The organism is Gimibacter soli, assembly GCF_028463845.1.
Lineage (GTDB): Bacteria > Pseudomonadota > Alphaproteobacteria > Sphingomonadales > Kordiimonadaceae > Gimibacter > Gimibacter soli.
In genome coordinates, this window is record NZ_CP116805.1 from 884,641 (window position 1) to 899,839 (window position 15,199).

The 15,199-nt window shown below is 58.4% G+C and carries 14 protein-coding genes and 1 tRNA gene; 4 read left to right on the plus strand and 11 right to left on the minus strand.

Going from position 1 to position 15,199, the window contains the following annotated elements:
- The first annotated feature begins 132 nt into the window (after positions 1-132).
- From PH603_RS04295 to PH603_RS04305, 3 genes are all read left to right on the plus strand, one after another.
- Positions 133-1,386, plus strand: coding sequence for a serine hydrolase domain-containing protein (locus tag PH603_RS04295; protein ID WP_289504721.1), 1,254 nt, complete (start codon positions 133-135; stop codon positions 1,384-1,386).
- A 298-nt stretch (positions 1,387-1,684) separates the two neighbouring features.
- A tRNA-Leu gene (locus PH603_RS04300) sits at positions 1,685-1,769 on the plus strand.
- Positions 1,770-2,263: 494 nt separating this feature from the next.
- The gene (locus tag PH603_RS04305) at positions 2,264-2,911 is read left to right on the plus strand and encodes a PEPxxWA-CTERM sorting domain-containing protein (protein WP_289504722.1); all 648 of its coding nucleotides are present in this window, start codon (positions 2,264-2,266) and stop codon (positions 2,909-2,911) included.
- A 102-nt stretch (positions 2,912-3,013) separates the two neighbouring features.
- On the opposite strand, the gene PH603_RS04310 is transcribed toward PH603_RS04305, so the two are convergent.
- From PH603_RS04310 to pabB, 10 genes are all read right to left on the minus strand, one after another.
- Positions 3,014-3,631, minus strand: coding sequence for an energy transducer TonB (locus PH603_RS04310; protein ID WP_289504725.1), 618 nt, complete (start codon positions 3,629-3,631; stop codon positions 3,014-3,016).
- Between the two features lie 210 nt (positions 3,632-3,841).
- Positions 3,842-5,200, minus strand: a complete 1,359-nt coding sequence (locus PH603_RS04315) for a tetratricopeptide repeat protein (RefSeq protein ID WP_289504726.1) — start codon at positions 5,198-5,200, stop codon at positions 3,842-3,844.
- 16 nt (positions 5,201-5,216) lie between these two features.
- Positions 5,217-5,837 (minus strand): TonB family protein, encoded by a 621-nt coding sequence (locus PH603_RS04320; RefSeq protein WP_289504727.1) that lies wholly within the window; start codon positions 5,835-5,837, stop codon positions 5,217-5,219.
- Positions 5,834-6,235, minus strand: a complete 402-nt coding sequence (locus PH603_RS04325; RefSeq protein ID WP_289504728.1) for an ExbD/TolR family protein — start codon at positions 6,233-6,235, stop codon at positions 5,834-5,836. Before PH603_RS04325 ends, PH603_RS04320 begins: the two co-directional genes overlap by 4 nt.
- Before the next feature lie 58 nt (positions 6,236-6,293).
- A complete protein-coding gene (locus tag PH603_RS04330) occupies positions 6,294-6,713 on the minus strand; it encodes an ExbD/TolR family protein (RefSeq protein WP_289504729.1) in 420 nt (139 codons plus the stop codon).
- Between the two features lie 21 nt (positions 6,714-6,734).
- Positions 6,735-7,259, minus strand: coding sequence for a MotA/TolQ/ExbB proton channel family protein (locus PH603_RS04335; RefSeq protein WP_289504730.1), 525 nt, complete (start codon positions 7,257-7,259; stop codon positions 6,735-6,737).
- A complete protein-coding gene (locus tag PH603_RS04340; protein WP_289504732.1) occupies positions 7,249-8,607 on the minus strand; it encodes a MotA/TolQ/ExbB proton channel family protein in 1,359 nt (452 codons plus the stop codon). Before PH603_RS04340 ends, PH603_RS04335 begins: the two co-directional genes overlap by 11 nt.
- Positions 8,608-8,609: 2 nt before the next feature.
- Positions 8,610-9,374: a DUF3450 domain-containing protein gene (locus PH603_RS04345; protein WP_289504733.1), complete on the minus strand. Its 765-nt coding sequence runs from the start codon at positions 9,372-9,374 to the stop codon at positions 8,610-8,612.
- A 600-nt stretch (positions 9,375-9,974) separates the two neighbouring features.
- Positions 9,975-10,169, minus strand: a complete 195-nt coding sequence (locus tag PH603_RS04350; RefSeq protein WP_289504734.1) for a hypothetical protein — start codon at positions 10,167-10,169, stop codon at positions 9,975-9,977.
- A gap of 172 nt (positions 10,170-10,341) precedes the next feature.
- Complete coding sequence (gene pabB, locus PH603_RS04355) at positions 10,342-12,210, minus strand: aminodeoxychorismate synthase component I (protein WP_289504735.1); 1,869 nt, start codon at positions 12,208-12,210, stop codon at positions 10,342-10,344.
- Between the two features lie 164 nt (positions 12,211-12,374).
- On the opposite strand from pabB, the gene PH603_RS04360 reads away from it, so the two are divergent.
- Positions 12,375-14,747 (plus strand): thiamine pyrophosphate-binding protein, encoded by a 2,373-nt coding sequence (locus tag PH603_RS04360; RefSeq protein WP_353507366.1) that lies wholly within the window; start codon positions 12,375-12,377, stop codon positions 14,745-14,747.
- Here the strand turns inward: PH603_RS04360 and PH603_RS04365 are convergent.
- Positions 14,740-15,129, minus strand: coding sequence for an MAPEG family protein (locus PH603_RS04365; RefSeq protein ID WP_289504737.1), 390 nt, complete (start codon positions 15,127-15,129; stop codon positions 14,740-14,742). The two genes, PH603_RS04360 and PH603_RS04365, sit on opposite strands and share 8 nt — an antisense overlap.
- Positions 15,130-15,199 lie beyond the last annotated feature (70 nt).

The window sequence follows — 15,199 nt, forward strand, 5'->3', positions numbered from 1 at the left end:
TGTCCCGTCTTTGATGTGGCGATGAATATGCCGTCTGGCGCGACCCTAAGGCGGCTTGTTCCCATGGTCAATCGACACTATCGTGCCTTAACCATATCGGGACTTGGTGATCATACAGGGGGAGGAAGATCGATGCGTCTTGTCCGTTTCATTCTGTTGCTTTTGTGGGCGCCCGTGGCCGCGAGTGCGGCCACCCTTGAAGGCGTGCCGAACGCCGCACCTGCCAGTGAAGGCATGTCTGCCGAGGCGCTGGCGGCCATCAAGCCGCATTTCGAGGCCTATGTGAAGGAAGGCAAGCTTGGCGGGCTCGCGACGCTTGTTTCCCGCAACGGCAAGATCGTCCATTTCGAAACCTACGGTGACCGCGATGTCGCGGCGGAGGATCCGGTTCGTGCGGATACGATCTATCGTATCTATTCCATGACCAAGCCGATCACCGGTGTGGCGTTGATGATGCTTCATGAGGAAGGCAAGTTCCGGCTGGATGACCCGGTGGAGAAATATATCCCCGGCTTCAGGAATGCCCGCGTCTTTGTGAGCAAGGATGAAGCCGGCGAGGTGGTCACCGAACCCGCGAACCGGCCGGTGACAATGCTCGATATGATGCGGCATACGGCCGGACTTACTTATGGCGTGTTCGGCGACACGCCGGTTGACCAGATGTACAAGGAATCCGGCATGTTCAACCCGGAGACCTTCCCCAATGACGGCGACAATTTTGCCCTGTGGGCAGAGCGGCTGGCGGCACAGCCGCTTCTTTATCAGCCTGGTGAAAAGTGGGTCTATTCGCTGGCAGTGGACGTGCAGGGCTATCTCGTTGAAGTGCTTTCGGGCATGCCGTTCGAGGAATTCCTTCAGAAGCGCCTTTTCGGGCCGCTCGGCATGAAGGACACCGGCTTCCAGGTAACCGCCGACAAGGTGGACCGGTTTGCCGAAATCTATACCCGCGAAGAAGGCAAGGCTGGCGTGGTGCCTGCGCGCGGCGGTCTGTTGCGGGACTACACCGCAAAGCCTCCTTTCCCCTCGGGCGGCGGCGGCCTTGTCTCCACCATTTCGGACTATTGGCGTTTTGCCCAGATGATGCTGAATGGCGGCGAGCTGGACGGCGTGCGCATTCTGAAACCTGAAACCGTGGCCCTGATGACCGAAAACCACCTGCCGCCTTCGATCCCCTCGATCAGCGATGTTGGCCAGCAAGTGGGCTTCGGGATCGATTTTGCTGTGAAGGGCGGCGAGTTCTACTGGAGCGGCATGGCCAACACCTTCTTCTGGGTGGATAGGGACCATGATGTGGTTGCCATCGTATTGACCAACTATGTGCCGTTCGGTGCCTATCCGATCCGGGCGGAGTTCCATGATTTGGTGACGGCGGCGATCAAGCCCTGACGGGCTTCTGCTTGATGTTATGAAAAGGCCGGACGGTTGGGTCGTTCGGCCTTTTCTTTTTTTTGGCCGGATCGTTGGCACACAACCTGCTTGGTCGTTCACGTCCGGGAAGTGGTGGCCTCGCAGGCAGGCAGATGTTTGATCTCAGGCGATTTTATCCGTGGCCACCTTTTCCGGGCAACCCGGCATGGCTTGCCGGACGCGGTCGATTTGCCGATTCTCATGAAGGCTGGGACACGCCAAACTCAGCTTGACGCCGGAAGGTCTGCCGCTATGATGCCGCGACCTTCATGGGTGTGCCCCCGTGGCGGAATCGGTAGACGCGCTTGACTCAAAATCAAGTGTCCTTGGACGTGTCCGTTCGAGTCGGACCGGGGGCACCAAACAACTTTCCGAATTATACCTTACATATGAAGCACGCCTCAGTTGAGACCTTCGGGAAGGGCTGGAACGGCCAGCTATGAGCGACTCCTGATACAGGTCGAATGGCCGATTCGCCAGGACCCGGCATGCTCCCGTCCCAGAATGAGACAGAGTTGCGGGTAGGGCAAAAACGGGTGATTCATAAAATTTTAAGCTTATTCAAGCAGTTAACGAATTGTTAACTTTTTGTGGCCAGTGCGGATAAATCCCTGATTGGTCTAGGGTTATTTTTTCTGTTAGGATGCGACCAACCTGACAGATAATCAGGTGCAAATTTACTGAAAGCTCCCGGTATCGAGTAGAGGGGACGGGCATCCCCCCATCATCAGGCATGAAGACAAGCGGCGCGCGTCGCGTGTCGCATTGTGTTGGTGTCCTGCGCTTCGTGATCTGATCCGGATGGTCCGGTCGATAGAAGGGCGCTTCAAATTAAAATGCTTCAAGGAGGCTGAAGATGAAAAAACTGATTGCCACTATGGCACTCTCCGCTGGGCTGGCGATGCCGGCTTCGGCAGCTATCAATATCGTTCCCAACGAGCCGGTAACTACGGTTGCATGGAATAACAACTACGAAGACGATATCAACGCATGGGCTGGCGGTCTTGCTGACTTCTATGGCGGCGCGGGTCTTTTCTCGACGTCCGCCGGTACGCTCCATTTCTACTTTATGGCTGCGGAGAGCGCTTGGAGCGACACGTTTACGGCTGACGGTGGTGCGGTAAATTATACAGAAACCGAATCGTATTCTGGTTGGGGGCCGGCCACTTGGGTAGGCTCGATGGCGATAGGTGCAGGTTGGATTACCGATCTCCATTTCTCGGCGCCCAAAGGAACTTTTTCGGGCGGCAATACCGCAGATGTTGGCGTAGATGGTGAATTCGGCATCATCAGCATGGGCGGCACTCTGGGTCATGACGAGCTGCTGTTTGCATTCGATGATACCTGCTGTGACAGCGGCATCGACGACAACCACGATGACATCATCATTCTCGCCAAGTTCATTTCGGCTGTTCCTGAGCCGGCAACCTGGCTGATGATGATCATGGGCTTCGGCCTTGTTGGTCTCGCTGCTCGCCGTCGTTCGGCAATTGCTACGGCTTGATTTTAGCCGGCAATTAGAATTTGTGAATCGGGCGCCAACAGGCGCCCGATTTCTTTTTGGTTCTTTGCTTACGGTTATAGGTCACCCGGCCGACGGCCAGCCTCAATCGCTACCAAGTGCGAAAGTAAATTTATACTGCACACCAGTAGCTGGTACGGCAGTGCCATCAACGACACGGGGCTTGTATTTGAATTTCATCGCCGCGTCCCGCGCTGCTCGCTCGAAATAGCCGGCGGGTTCAGCCTCCAGGATGATGATGGACCGAGGATCAACGGTCCCATCGGGATTGACGGTCAGGCTGACGACAGCATATCCCTCGATACCAAGTGCAAGTGCCTTACGTGGATAGACAGGCTGGACCCTGACGATTGGAAGGGCATTGCCATCCGCAAGTCCGCTCAAGGTAGGCCCCAAGTCTTCCGTTGCTGACGGCACATGAGGTGGACTAATGCCGACCTTTGTGGGGTCATTGGGTACGCCGGGAATCGGCTCCGGCTCAATTTTTGGCGGTACCAGTTGCTGCGGTATTTTCACGGACCAGTCCGTTTTGACGGGCTCCGTTTCATCGATGTCCTCAAGAATCCGAGGCATAGGTCGCGCCGGACTGTCGTTCAAGCCCAGATCATCCCTGAATACAACAAGGCCCTGCATCAGGAATGCAAGGCCGAAGGTTACCGCGGATGCGCCGATCATGGATGAAGAGAGACGTGCAACTGTCATAAGGCCTCCTCTCAAAAAGAGCAGTGCGTTTGACGGCAGCGTCTCGCACTGCAGACTATAATGATAATTGATTGCAACTGATCCTGCCAGCTATTTTGTGTTCATCGAACGCGCATGATCTGGACAAAGAACCGGGTATTTGGCCCAAACAAAAAAAACGGCGCCCGAAGGCACCGTTTCCATAAACTTTTATGGCAATATCGAAACCGATCAGCCCTTGCCTTCCAGCATGTCTTCACGAGCCTTTTCGGCCTTCATGTAGGCAATCCACTGATTTGCAGTCTTGCGGTCACGGTCGGCCTTGGCGAGCTTCAGTGCAGCACCGAAAGATGCTTCGGCTTCCTTGAAATGCTTCAGCTCGGTATGGGCCTGGCCAGACTGCATCTGGGCCGTCAGCAGCTTGCGATCACGCTGTTCGCCGGCACGCTGGCCGGAGAGGGCCTTGATCGCACCGTCGAAGGCTTCAAGGGCTTCGGCATACTTGTCCAGTTGCATCAGCACCTGGCCAGCCTGCAGCCAAAGATCACCGTCGTTGCCTGCCTTTGCAGCAGCTTCAAGCGGGGCCACTGCCTTACGCCATTCCGACGCCAGCATGTAGGACTGGCCAAGCAGCTTCTGATTGTCGCCGGTTTTTTCGATACGCTTGTCCTTGAAGCCCTTTTCAAGAATCCAGGCAGCCTTGATAGGAGCCTGACGGGCGATCTGGATTTGCGCAACGTTGACAATCTGCTGAGGCTTGTCGTCGAGGAAGCCTTGCTTGTAGGCAGCTTCGGTGAGCGAGAACGAAACAGTTTCCTGTCCCAGTTCGCCGAAGATGCCGGCAAGTTGGGTCCAGTAAACAGGTTTCGGCCAGTTGATCACGAGGATCTCGAGGATGTCGCGGACTTCCTTGAGATTGCCTTGCTCCCACTGTGCGCTCATCAGCAGCTGGTACCAGCTCTCTTTGACTTCAACACCGCCGCCCGAATTCTGGGCATCGGTAATGGCGCGGTTCACATATTCCACGCATTTCTTGTAGTCGCTGAGAGCATAGTGAAGCTGACCGATGAAGAGGATCTGGGTCGCCCCCACAACCTCAGCACGGGTTTCCCACTGCTTCACGAATTGCAGGGCCTTCGGGTAGTTTTCCTCGGCGAAATAGAGCTGTGCCAGACCGAACATGATCTGCAGCTCCAGTGCTTCGGGGATCGATTCGGCATACTTCAAGATCTGTTCGTAAGCACGAATGGTTCCCTTGGTATCGTCCTTCTCGAACGCCAGCATGGCATTGATCTGCCAGGCTACCGCACGTTCGTAGTCGTTGATCTTTTCGCGGGCGAGAACCTCGCGAAGGATCCCTTCTGCCTCGGCATAGCTTTTGGCATCGATGGCTTCCTGGGCTTTCTGGATCTGCTTGTGCACATCCAGGCTCAGGGCCGGTACCTTGCGCGACTTGGCTGCCGGCTTCGGAGCTTCCTGGGCCATCGCGGCCGAGGAACCGATAACCGGAACCGCTGCGGGCAGGGCTGCAAGAAGGGCAGCGGCTGCTACAGTGTAAGGCAGGGTTTTGATCGTCTTGATCATACGCATGACAGTCTCCCGTGCCTTAATTGTCTGCAAGATCGAAGGTGAAACGGTATTTCACACCAGTCACCTGCTGTGCCTTGCCGTTCACAACCTTGGGCTTGTATTTGAATTTCACGGCAGCTTTCTTGGCAGCCGTTTCAAAATAGCCCTTGGGTTCTGCTTCGATGATGACGATTGATTCTTCCGGCACAGTGCCGTCTTCATTCACCGTCAGTTCAACGATCACATAACCCTCGACACCACGTTCCTGGGCACGACGCGGATACTGCGGCTGCACGCGGACGAGCGGCAGATAGTCGCCGTCCGAGCTCGGCCCCAGATCGATCGAACCAAGGTCCACACCGGCACCAAGGCTGGATTTGCCAATGCCGACGTTGAGAGTGTTCGGACCAGAAGTCTGCACTTCGGTCGTCATCTGCTCCGGAGCTTTTTCGACTTCAGGCGGCTTCTCGACTTTCCGTTCCATCCGCTGAGGCGGCTGGTCCGGAATGTCTTCCACCACGTCGATGAAGCGGAGCTGTTTTTCTTCTCCGAGGTTAACGTCGTCACGGAAGCTGACCAGACCCTGCATCAGGAAGAAGAGGGCAAAGGTCACGCCGGTAGCGATCACCAGGGAGGAAGCGACGCGTGTAATCATCATTGAGCCTCCGTTGCAATCGCGATGCGTTCGACGCCGGCGTCACGCACCGCGTCATATACTTTTAGCACAAGACCGGCCTTCGATGCGACGTCTGCCTGAATGGCCACAGTCCCTTTCGGGTTCTCGGCATGCAGTTTTTCGACGTTGGTACGAACGGCGGTAATGTCGATCTTCTGGCGGTTGAGCCAGATTTCATCGTTCGGCTTGACCGCGATCAGGATGCTGACCTGCTTTTGCGTAAGGCCCATTTCGGCCTCAGGCTTCAGTACATCAGTCCCGGATTCTTTCACGAACACCGCGGTGACAATGAAGAAGATCAGCATGATAAAGACGACATCGAGCATCGGGGTGAGGTCGATGTTGGCTTCCTGGCTGTTCTTCTGTGCGTGGTCTCTCATCAAACTTCTCCATATCGCCCAGCTGGGCGGCGGCACCCGGGGGCGCCGCCGGGCCATGCTATTTCTTGGGCGTCACCACGATCTTCTGGCCAGGGATGCCAACCGCGAGAGCCGCGTCATAAATCCGGATAACGTTTCCGGTATGCGCGCCTTCCATCGGCTGAATGACGACTGCTGCCTCCGGACGCTCCACACTTTCCTTCTTGATGATCGACGATACCGAAGAGATATCGACGGTCCGGAAGTCGTGGGTAATCCGGTTGTTGTTGTCGATGGTGAAAGCGATTGCGCGCTTTTCATCATCGGGCGGCGGCGGGTTGTCACTCGCAGGCGTATCCTCGGGCTTGTTGATCTCGATACCGGATTCTTTCACGAAAGAAGCCGTTACGATGAAGAAGATCAGCATGATGAACACGATGTCGAGCATCGGAGTGAGGTCGACTTCGGCCTCCTGAGACCCCTTGGTAAATTTACGCATGGGTTGGTTCTCCGCTCTCTACTAGTGATCCATCGTCAGGCTGTCTTCCAGCCGTTCGGATTCACGGGCTGCACGCCGTTCAATGTAGGTGCTGAGGAACACGCCAGAGAGCGCAGCAACCATGCCGGCCATCGTGGGGATCGTTGCTTTCGAAACACCCGCCGCCATGGCGCGGGCGTTCGACGACCCTTGGGAGGCCATCACGTCGAATACCTCGATCATGCCCGTAACGGTACCGAGAAGCCCGACAAGCGGGCACACGGCAACGAGGGTCTTGATCATGGAGACACCCGACGTGAGGTTGTTGTTGATCTCCGAAATCATGGCCGTACGGATCTTGTGTGCGTACCATGATTTACGTTCGTGACGTTGTTCCCAGGCATCAACCACACGCTGTTTCTGTTTCTTGAACTCCAGCGTGAAGTACCACATGCGCTCAATAATCAGCACCCACATGATGAACGTGACTGCCAGGATCATGTACAGGACGTCGCCGCCCCGTTCCATGAACTGTGCAATCGCGCCGAATGCCTGATTAAGCAGCATGCCCGTGCTCTTTCTCGGCGTGGACGGCGATGATGCCAGCCGACTGTTCCTCGAGCACGTGGATCACGGATTTCGAAGCACCAGCCACGAACGCATGCAGCAGCAGCGTCGGGATAGCAACAACGAGACCTTCCACAGTGGTCACGAGGGCTTGCGAGATGCCCGAGGCCATCATGGTCGGGTCGCCGGTGCCGAACAGGGTGATCGCCTGGAAGGTCGCGATCATACCGGTCACGGTACCGAGGAGACCGAAGAGCGGGGCCACGGCGGAGATGAGCTTGATGATGGTCAGGAAGCGCTCGAGAGCCGGCGTTTCCTTCAGGATCGCTTCGTCGAGTTTCAGCTCGAGGGTCTCTACGTCAACATTCTTGTTGTTGGCGTAAACAGCGAGCACACGACCAAGCGGGTTGTTGGTGTTCGGGGTCGACGATTTCATCTGGGCCGAAACCTTGGCTTTCACAGCGAAGAGATACAGGAACTGCACCACTGCGAGGAAGACGCCAACGGCACCAAGCGAAAGGGTCACGTAACCGACGACACCACCCTGGTCAACGCGTTCCATCAGGGTCGGCTTTTCGACTTCGAGGTTCAGGATCTGGCCGCGCGACGGGTCAACGCCGATAGCAGCAAGGCCCGAGGTAGCCGACTGGAAGCTGTCAACGGTCGACATGAAGCGGCCGGCCGGCTGACGCTGCAGTTCTTCAACCGCGCCGTCGTTTTTCAGGGTGTAGAATTTGCCTTCGCCGACGAGACCGAAGTCACCGATACGGGTCAGCTTGATGGTCGAGGTGTTGCCGTCAACGCCGCGGACTTCTTTGTCGAAGGTCACGACTTTGCCGGATTCGATGGCTTCGAGCATCATCTGGGTCGGCCATGCGCGGATTTCATCCAGGCTCGGCAGTTCAGCAGTGTCGGAAGCTTTGTCAACGAGGGTCTGGATGCCGGTGAGGCGATCAGCATGGTCAACGGAGACGTGGGAGGTCTGGATCACCGACTTGGCGTCGCCCGCAGCTTGCTGCAGAACGCCGAACAGTTCCTGCAGCTGACCGAGACGGTCACGGCGGATCTGAACCTGGGCGGTGATTTCGGTTTCGTTGGCACGGCGCTGCTCTTCCAGACGAGCCGATTCGGCTTCGAGTTGAGCTTGCGTGCGACGCTCGGCGTCCAGCATCTGCTGCTGTTCGGCACGGCGCTGGGCGAATTCAGCCTCGCGCTGCTTGTGTTCGGACGATTCGGCTACGCGGCCTTCACGAACCTTGTTGAGCAGCGAGTTGAGGTCTGCGGATTGCGCCTGGGTGACGGTCGAGAAACCGGCAATCAGGGCTGCTGCAGTAAGAATCTTCTTCATTGTTATTTCCCCTCCGGTGCTGCGACCGGCAGAACGAGAACGTCAAGCGGAACCTGACGGCGGGCCATTTTCTGGAGTTGCTTCACGGCGTTGTTGTATTCGCCGTCAAGACGATCCCACTTGCCGCCTTTCGAATCCCAGGCGTAGGTCTCGTTACCGTCTTTGGTCTGGTAGTAGAAACCGACGCGGCCGATACGAACGAAGTTGACCGAACGGCCAGTGTCGTCGAGGCCTTCATAGGCGTTCACGGTACGGCCGTACTGGACTTCAGCCTTGTAGGCTTCGAGAACGAGGCGGAAACGCTCCGGATCATTCACGTTGGGGTCGTCCATAAGGTCGCGCAGCGCGGTGATGCGTTCAGCACGTTCTTCAGCCTGGAAGGGCGCGTCCGCTTTCACGAACTCGTCGAGATTTTCGATCATTTCCAGCATGAGCGGGGTGATCTGACGCTTGATCTCGTCAATCTGGCCGATCGAATTCTTGATCCGCTCGATTTCCTTGATCTGGTTGTCGATCACACGCTTCTGCTGCGCATTGTATGCGCGCAGACCGGCGTTGGTCTTCAGGACGCTGCGATAGTCGCCGGCGAGCTTTGCCGTCGCGTCTGCAATGCCATCAATCTTCTGTTGCGAAGCTTGAGCGATTTGATTGGCCTGGTTCACCTCGTCGACGATCGACTTCAGACGAGCATCCTGCTGCGCGTTGGCCACGGATGCTGCCAGAAGGACCGAGGCTACTGCAGCCGTCGAGACAGCTATACGTTTCACTTTAGCCTTATCCATTTTCTGCCCACTTGGGTTCTTCACTGAGCCGCGTAATTGCGACGGTTTAGACGATACCGCTTGTTTGCCCTCCGGGGGCGCCCTCACGGTTATGCTCGGGGAGTATGACGATAAAAAAGATTCCGGCAGGAAGGCTCCTGCCTGAACACCGTTTTATCATCCTAAAGGTTTTCCCGTACCCTCTCCCTTTGACTGCCGATGACCCGTGGAGTGATCGTTGTCACCCCGTCATCAATCCGCCACCTTTGTAGGTTCATTGGTAGCGACTGTGCTCGTTAACATCCCTTCGGCAGAGTATCAACCAGGCCTTGGTGAAACCAATTGGTGGCAGATGGGGCTCCAGCCTCCGGGACCGAGACGGGTGGACCGGCTCGGGGCCTATCATCCAAGAATCTTCTGCGATTCCAAGCAAAAATTTTATTTTCCTGCCCGGAGAGGGGGGTTCCGCGAAATTTTAAGTCGCGGGAGGGATTTGGCATGAATGGCGCGCAGGCCGATGGGGGCGTGCCGGATGGGGGCAAGCACAAAAAGGCGCCCCCCGCGAGGGACGCCAGTTTAGGAGGATGAAACTCTATAGAAGTGCAATCAGTGCTTGCGGCGATCCATGTCAATCAGCGCTGCCAGAACACCATGCCATTGGTTTTCTTCGCAAATCTGCAGCGCCTGATCAAACCCGAGGTGGCGGGAAAGATTGGATGCGAGGGTCCGCGTATGATCGGAGATGTTGCTCGCATCGAAGTCCGCGTGAAGGTTCTGCGACACTTTTTGTACTGAACGCATTGACCAGCCTTTGACGTTACAGGCCGCACTCGCGGCTAAACTAAAATCTTACCGAATCCGGGGGATTTGACCCCGCTTGCTTGGTCTCAAGGTAGCGGCGAACACCTAAATTTCCGGTTAATGCGAATCGCTTTTATGACGTTTATGACAAGAGGCGCAGAAATCCGCCATTTCATGGCGCCAGCCGCACCGCGCGCAGGCCTCTCAGCGCATTCGCTATATATAAGGAATCAGCCGCGTAAAGCTCATCGCGCCTGATGGGGCGCACGGTCACCGGGTGGCCGTCGGCTGCACGGTCATCAAGGAAAGCAGCGCGGAAAACGCCGGGCAGCAGGCCTTCTTCCACGGGCGGGGTGATCCACTCGCCGTCCTTGACGATGAAAACATTGCTGATGGCACCTTCGGTCAGGCGCCCGTGCTCGTTGCAAAACAGCGTGTCGGCGTGCCCGGCCGCGACGGATTCGCTCGTCGCCTTATTATATAAGGAGCGATGCGTCGTTTTATGGAAGAGGAACGGGTCCGCTGAATTAACCGATTCGGCGCCAAGCGCGACGGTCGGGACGACACCTTCCGGTGCTGGCGTGAAGGGGGCGCTCGTCACGCTCACGGCCCCGTCAGCCCTGAGGAGCAGCCGTACCCGGTGCAGGCCACCCCGGCCTGTCATCAGGATTGAATGCTGATCCAGCGAGGCCATCACTTCGTCGCGGTCGAACCGGAAATCGAAATAGGCCGCACTGGCGGCGAGCCGCGCCAGATGTCGGGGCAAAAGGGCATAGCCATGCCCGGCTTCCCAGCGAATCGTCTCGATCAGGTCGAACGTAAGCGAGGGGGTTTCGAGGAACCGTGCCTTCAGCAGGCATTCCTCGAACTCGGCCTCGGGGTCGCTGTCGGCCACGATGCCGCTGCCCACCGGGAATCGCCCGCGGCCTTTCGTGTCCATCACGATGGTGCGGATCGGCACATTCAGCATCCAGTCCGCGCCGCCGTCCATCCGGTGGCTGAAATGGCCGATCGCCCCGCAGTAAACTCCGCGCGGTGCGGCCTCCAGTTCGCCGATGATTTCCTGCGCCCTGATCTTCGGGGCACCCGTTACCGAACCGCACGGGAACAGCGCCCGCACAAGGCGCGACGGTGTGAGATGCGCGTCCGCCGTGGCCCGCACGGTCGATGTCATCTGATGCAGGGTGCGGTAGCGTTCAACAGAGAAGAGATCGTCCACCGTCACGCTGCCTGGGGCCGCGATGCGGCTCATGTCGTTGCGGATCAGGTCGACAATCATCAGGTTTTCCGCCCGGTTCTTTTCATCGTGCGCGAGCGCATTGGCGATCGCGGCGTCCTCGTCAGGGGTGCGGCCACGCGGTGCCGTGCCTTTCATGGGGCGACTCGCCAGCTCGTTATGGTCGCGGGCGATCATCAGCTCGGGCGACAGCGAAAGGATACGGTAGCGGGTCCCGGCATCATCGAGGTCACCCGTATCTATATAGGCGCCATAAGGCACGGGCTGGCGACGACGCAGCTTTTCATAAAGCGCGAGCGGGTCACCGGCGAGATCCCCGTGCATCGGGAAGGTCATGTTCACCTGATAAACGTCGCCTGCCTCGATATAGTTCTGGATGCGGCCGACAGCGGCTTTGTGGCTGACAGCCGCGAAGGGGGCGGCATCCGGGCGCATCAGGTTGCGGCGGGCCGGGCCTTGCCGCGCGGCGGTCAGGGCATCCGTCACATGGCGCGAATCGAGGCTGATCCGGTTCTTTGTCGCGATCATCCAGATGAGCGGCTCATCGGGCATGGATTTCGTGGCGGCTGCCACGCGCGGCTCGAAGGCAGCCGCGGCTTCATAGGCGATCCAGCCGGCTACATGCAGGCCGGCAGCATAGGCCTTGTCGATGGCGGCAAGCGCCGCCGCCACCTCATCCAGCCGCTCGGCGACGATAACCTCTTCCGGTTGTATGAATGCAAGCGAGCGCCCCGCCCGGTGAAACGGGCGGCTATCGTCCAGCAGCACCAGAGGCGCCGATCTCAGGTCGAGTGGCCGTATCAAGTTTTTGGATCCCATGATTTTCGCGGGCATACTGACTGGAGACAGGCAACAGGGAAGCTGGGCCCGCTGTCGCTTCCGGATGGACTTTGTTGAACAGGGCCCTTATCTGACACTCGATACAGGCCGTCAACCAGTCCCAATCCTTCACAGGCGACGAGAAAATAATGTCTATGAAAGCGCAAAATGTAGCAATCGTTGATCGGAATTCTCCGAAAATTGATCGCGATACGCTCAGCCATATTCTGGATTTGCACGACCGCGTTCAGTGGCTTTCGGCCTGGACGATCCATCATGCCAACACGATTCGCGAAAGCCGCGACGGTATCAAGGTTGGTGGCCACCAGGCCTCTTCCGCCTCGCTCGCCGCTGTGATGAGTGCCCTTTATTTCGGTGTGCTGACGCCCGAGGACCGCGTTGCCGTGAAGCCGCATGCGAGCCCGGTGTTCCATGCGATCCAGTATCTGATGGGGCGCCAGTCGCTTGATCAGCTGCAGCGCTTCCGGGCGCTTGGCGGCGCGCAGTCCTACCCGAGCCGCACCAAGGATCAGGACGGGGTCGATTTCTCGACCGGTTCCGTAGGGCTTGGCGTCGCCGTCACGGCTTTTGCCTCGCTCGTGCAGGATCACATGCTCGACAAGGGGCTTCTCTCCGCCGACAAGGCAGGACGCATGATTGCCCTGATGGGGGACGCCGAACTCGACGAGGGCAATATCTATGAGGCGCTTATCGAGGGCTGCAAGCATGGCCTTCGTAACTGTTGGTGGATCATCGATTATAACCGCCAGAGCCTTGATGCGATCTCCAGCGACCGTATGTTCACCCGCTTTCAGGACATTTTCGAGGCAACAGGGTGGCGCGTTATCACCCTGAAGTATGGCAAGAAGCTGGAGGCTGCCTTCGCGCGCCCCGGCGGCCAGACGCTTCGGGACTGGATCGACGCCTGCCCGAATGACCTTTATGCCGCGCTTACCTTCAAGGGCGGTGCGGCATGGCGCGAACGCCTGAAGGCCGATATCGGCAGCAAGCGCGGCATCAAGGCGATCCTTGATGATCATGACGACGATGGCCTGCATGCGCTGATGACCAACCTTGGCGGGCACGATCTTGAGCTTCTGCTTGAGACCTTCCTCGGGATCGACAGCGACCAGCCGGTTTGCTTCATCGCCTATACGGTGAAGGGGCACGGCCTGCCGCTGCAGGGCCACAAGGACAATCACGCGGGGCTGATGAACCCTACCCAGATGGCCACCTTCCGCGAGCAGATGGGCGTACCCGAAGGCCGCGAGTGGGAACCCTTTGCGGGCAAGGATGACAAGGCCGAAGCCTTGCAGGCCTTTATCGATCAGGTTGCCTTCAACCGTTCAGGCGAGCGGCACCTGAAGGCGCCGGTCATTCCGGTTGGGGACGATTTCCCGACCGTCGAGCGCGCCAAAATGTCCACGCAGGTGGCCTTCGGCAAGATCATGAACGACCTTGGCCGCGGCAAAGGTCCGCTCGCTGACCGTATCCTGACGACGAGCCCCGATGTGACAGTATCGACGAACCTTGGTGGCTGGGTGAACCAGCGCGGCATTTACAGCCGCACCGCGCGCGAGGACCGTTTCAAGTCGGAAAAGGTCCTGTCGCCGCAGATCTGGTCATCCAGCGAACGCGGCCAGCACATGGAATTGGGGATCGCCGAGAATAACCTCTTTATCGCGCTTGCCGCGATGGGGCTGGCGGGCTCGCTGTTCGGCGAGCGGCTGCTGCCCGTCGGCACGCTTTACGACCCCTTCATCAACCGTGGCCTCGATGCCCTGAATTATGCCTGCTATCAGGATGCCCGCTTCATGCTGGTGGCGACCCCATCGGGCATCACGCTGGCGCCCGAGGGCGGGGCGCACCAGTCGATCCATACCCCGCTCATCGGGATGAGCCAGCCGGGCCTCGCCTATTTCGAGCCGGCCTTCACGGACGAGCTGGCCGCCATCATGCGCTGGGGGTTCGAGCATATGCAGAAGCCCGAGGGCGAATCGGTCTATCTGCGCCTGTCGACCCGGCCGCTGGAGCAGCCGGAACGCAATGGTGACGGCTGGATTGCTGACATGCTGAAAGGCGCCTATTGGCTGAAGGAACCGGCGGAAGGGGCGGAGCTGGCCATCGTTTACACAGGCGCCCTGGCCCCGGAAGCGATCGAGGCGCACGCAGCTCTTTTGGAAGACGTGCCGGGGGCTGGCCTTCTAGCCGTAACTTCGCCCGATCTGTTGCATCGTGGCTGGACGGCGAGTGTGCGCGCGCTTGGTGCAGAAGCCCGGCGTGAGGAAAGCCATGTGGACCGGTTGCTGTCGCGCCTCGCGAAGGATGCCGCCCTTGTGACGGTGATCGACGGTGCGCCGACGGCGCTATCGTGGCTCGGGTCGGTCCGGGGGCAGCGGGTGCTGCCCCTCGGGTTCGAAAAGTTCGGTCAGTCGGGCGATATCCCCGATCTTTACGCCACCTACCGGCTTGGCGTTGACGCCATCCTCGATGCGGCGGCGAGCGCCATCGTCCTCAGATGACGCCGTAGCCTTTTAGGAGGGCGGCGACGCTGCCAACCAGAAGGGCAATGAAGGTGAGGAGCGTGCCGACAAAGCGCGACATGTTCGGGGCTTGGCCACGGGTCAGGCCCCAGCCATGCAGGTAGCGCCCGACCACGGTCATCACCGCAACGGCAAGCACGATATATTTGCTGGCATGGCCATATTCGAGAAGGCCGATCAGGATCAGCAGGACCGGCGCATATTCAACAAGGTTGCCCTGGGCGCGGATGGCGCACAGGAGATCGCTGCTGCCGCCGTCGCCGATCGAGGTTTTGGTGCGACCGCGCCATTTGGTGACATTGGCAGACAGAATGAGCAATAGAAGGCCGATGAAGCCGGCGCTGATGGTGGTGATAGGCATGAGAGACTCCCCCTCTGGTCCCGGTTGCGTTATGTGTGGGGAAAGCCTATGCCGCAACTGGCATACGGTC

Coding starts and splice junctions, on each gene's coding strand:
- PH603_RS04295 (WP_289504721.1), top strand. CDS start 133: ATGCGTCTTGTCCGTTTCATTCTGTTGCTTTTGTGGGCGCCCGTGGCC.
- PH603_RS04305 (WP_289504722.1), top strand. CDS start 2,264: ATGAAAAAACTGATTGCCACTATGGCACTCTCCGCTGGGCTGGCGATG.
- PH603_RS04310 (WP_289504725.1), bottom strand. CDS start 3,631: ATGACAGTTGCACGTCTCTCTTCATCCATGATCGGCGCATCCGCGGTA.
- PH603_RS04315 (WP_289504726.1), bottom strand. CDS start 5,200: ATGCGTATGATCAAGACGATCAAAACCCTGCCTTACACTGTAGCAGCC.
- PH603_RS04320 (WP_289504727.1), bottom strand. CDS start 5,837: ATGATGATTACACGCGTCGCTTCCTCCCTGGTGATCGCTACCGGCGTG.
- PH603_RS04325 (WP_289504728.1), bottom strand. CDS start 6,235: ATGAGAGACCACGCACAGAAGAACAGCCAGGAAGCCAACATCGACCTC.
- PH603_RS04330 (WP_289504729.1), bottom strand. CDS start 6,713: ATGCGTAAATTTACCAAGGGGTCTCAGGAGGCCGAAGTCGACCTCACT.
- PH603_RS04335 (WP_289504730.1), bottom strand. CDS start 7,259: ATGCTGCTTAATCAGGCATTCGGCGCGATTGCACAGTTCATGGAACGG.
- PH603_RS04340 (WP_289504732.1), bottom strand. CDS start 8,607: ATGAAGAAGATTCTTACTGCAGCAGCCCTGATTGCCGGTTTCTCGACC.
- PH603_RS04350 (WP_289504734.1), bottom strand. CDS start 10,169: ATGCGTTCAGTACAAAAAGTGTCGCAGAACCTTCACGCGGACTTCGAT.
- PH603_RS04360 (WP_353507366.1), top strand. CDS start 12,375: ATGTCTATGAAAGCGCAAAATGTAGCAATCGTTGATCGGAATTCTCCG.
- PH603_RS04365 (WP_289504737.1), bottom strand. CDS start 15,129: ATGCCTATCACCACCATCAGCGCCGGCTTCATCGGCCTTCTATTGCTC.